2 protein-coding genes are annotated in these 2171 nt (G+C 66.9%); one reads left to right on the top strand and one right to left on the bottom strand.

What is annotated here, in order from left to right:
• Positions 1 to 879 (bottom strand): hydantoinase/carbamoylase family amidase (locus VD972_RS40575; RefSeq protein ID WP_324994569.1); only part of this gene is annotated, 879 nt, incomplete at its 3' end.
• A 399-nt stretch (positions 880 to 1278) separates the two neighbouring features.
• Between VD972_RS40575 and VD972_RS40570 the strand changes: the two genes are divergently transcribed.
• Positions 1279 to 1980: a LysM peptidoglycan-binding domain-containing protein gene (locus VD972_RS40570; RefSeq protein WP_324994567.1), complete on the top strand. Its 702-nt coding sequence runs from the start codon at positions 1279 to 1281 to the stop codon at positions 1978 to 1980.
• Positions 1981 to 2171: the final 191 nt, after the last annotated feature.

Genomic DNA, 2171 nt, shown 5'->3' with positions numbered 1-2171 from the left:
GTCTGCGTCGAGCGCGCGCATGTCGATGGAGATCTCCGTGCGGCCCGGCACCGCGGTGACGAAGTTCGGCTCGACCTTCACCACGCCGCAGGTCGCGACCACGCGCGTGCGCGGCGTCTTGCCGGAGAGCTTCGTCGCGAGCTCCTGCAAGGCGAGCGCGAATCGGGCGCCTGCGAGGAACGCGTCCTGGCGGAGGTGCAGCGGCGCGGCGCCGGAGTGCGCGGCCTGCCCGATGAACTTCAGATGGTGGCGCTCGACGCCCATCGTCCCGAGGACCACGCCGACCGGGCGCTTCATCTCCTGCAGCACCGGACCCTGCTCGATGTGCAGCTCGAGGTAGGCCTCGGCCTGCAGGTCATCGAAGTACTTCCGCGCGCTCTTCATTCCGTCGAGGGTGATGCCGTTCTCCTTCAGCGCGTCGGGGAGCTTCACGCCAGCGCGGTCTACGAGGTGCGCGAGTTCCTTGTGCGGATCGAGCGAGCCTGCGGACGCGGCGGACCCGGTGAGGCTACGGCCGAAGCGCGCGCCCTCTTCGTCGGCCCAATCGACGATGTGGATTGTGACCGGCGGGCGTTCGCCCTTCGCGATGTAGAGGCGGAGGACCTCGAGACCTGCGAGCACGCCGAGGCAGCCGTCGAGCCAGCCGCCACCGGGGACCGAGTCGAGGTGGCTGCCGATGACGATGCTCCGCTCGGAGTCGCCATGGAGCGTGGCCCAAAGGTTACCGGCGCCGTCCTGGCGCATGGGGAGGGTGAGCTCGTTCTTCAGCTTGCCCGCGAACCACTCGCGCGCCTTGCGCCAGACGGGACCCCATGCGACGCGCTGGGCGCCGCGCTCGTCGGAGGTGAGCCTCTCGAGTTCCTTGAGATCGGAGATCACTCGCTTCGAAGAAGGGTTCATGGCCCACTTCATAGCGCGGGGGCGAGGGTGGATAGGAGCCACCTGGCTCATGGGCTGGGCTGGCACACGCCTGCCCAGAGCGCACCCGCGCGAACCCGTGCGCCAGCCCTCGTGAGCGCATGAGCAGGCTCACCTCCGGCGGAAGTGAGAGCCGAGCGAGCACCTCCAGCACGGGATGCACCAGCTCCTCACACCCAGGTAGGCACAACTCCTACTCTTGACAAATCCCCGCCCGCTCCCCGTCTTTTCAATGACTTATAAGGAGCCTCCCCACATTCTCGGATTATGTGGGGAAAAATGATCTGGATACGCAACTTGTAGGACTCAGGTTTCGAGAATCCTCACAAATCTTCCCGCACCGCTCTCGGAGCCGCCCCCATGAACATCAAGATCAAGTCTGGCGACACCCTCTCGCAGCTGGCTCGCACCCACAAGACGTCGGTCAGCGAGCTGATGAAGGCGAATCCGGAGATCAAGGACGCCAACAAGATCTACGCAGGCCGCTCGCTGAACATCCCCGGGTCGCGCGATGAGTACGTGGGCGGCACGGGCGGCACGGGTGGCGCGGGCGGCACGGGTGGCGCGGCGGCTCCTACCGGTGGGGCCACGGGCCCGTCGGCTCCCTCCGCGGGCACGCGCGGCCCCGGTGGCAGCCCGTTCGACATCGCCCAGTCGCACCTGGGCAAGAACGCCGGCTCGCTGAAGATGGAAGGCAGCGGCGTGGGCGCGGACATGGAGGACTGGGTCCCGAACAACGTCAACTGCGCCAACTTCGTCTCCGCGGCGCTCGAGCAGGCGGGCCAGATCACCAACAGCCAGCACCACAACGCGGTGGTGGGCCTGGCGGCCAACCTGGACAAGGATCCGAACTTCAAGCGCGTCTCGCTGGCCGAGGCCAAGCCGGGTGACGTGGTGAGCATGAAGACGCCGGGCGGCCACCACGTGGTGATGTACGCGGGCATGAAGGATGGCAAGCCCCAGTTCATCGGCTCCAACAACGTGAACTCGGATGGCTCGCAGAAGATCAGCATGACGTCGATGAACTACCCCATCCTGTCGATCCACCAGTACCGCGGCTGAGACCTCCAGTCATAACGGCTGGAGCCTTCATCCCCCACTTCAGCCGGCCATCACGGGGCTCCCGTCTCATCCCAGCGGGCGCCTCGTGTCATTTTCAGCGCCAGGCCCCCGGCGCTGCCCTCAGGGCAGCCCAGGGGCCTCTGTCTTTTTACCCCGCCACGAGCGTCAGCTCGGTGATCTCCGGCGCGGGG

Origin of the sequence: Hyalangium sp. (assembly GCF_035629615.1) — a bacterium.
Lineage (GTDB): Bacteria > Myxococcota > Myxococcia > Myxococcales > Myxococcaceae > Hyalangium.
The sequence above is the reverse complement of the archived record's forward strand: the minus strand, read 5'-3'. Positions and strand labels throughout refer to the sequence as shown.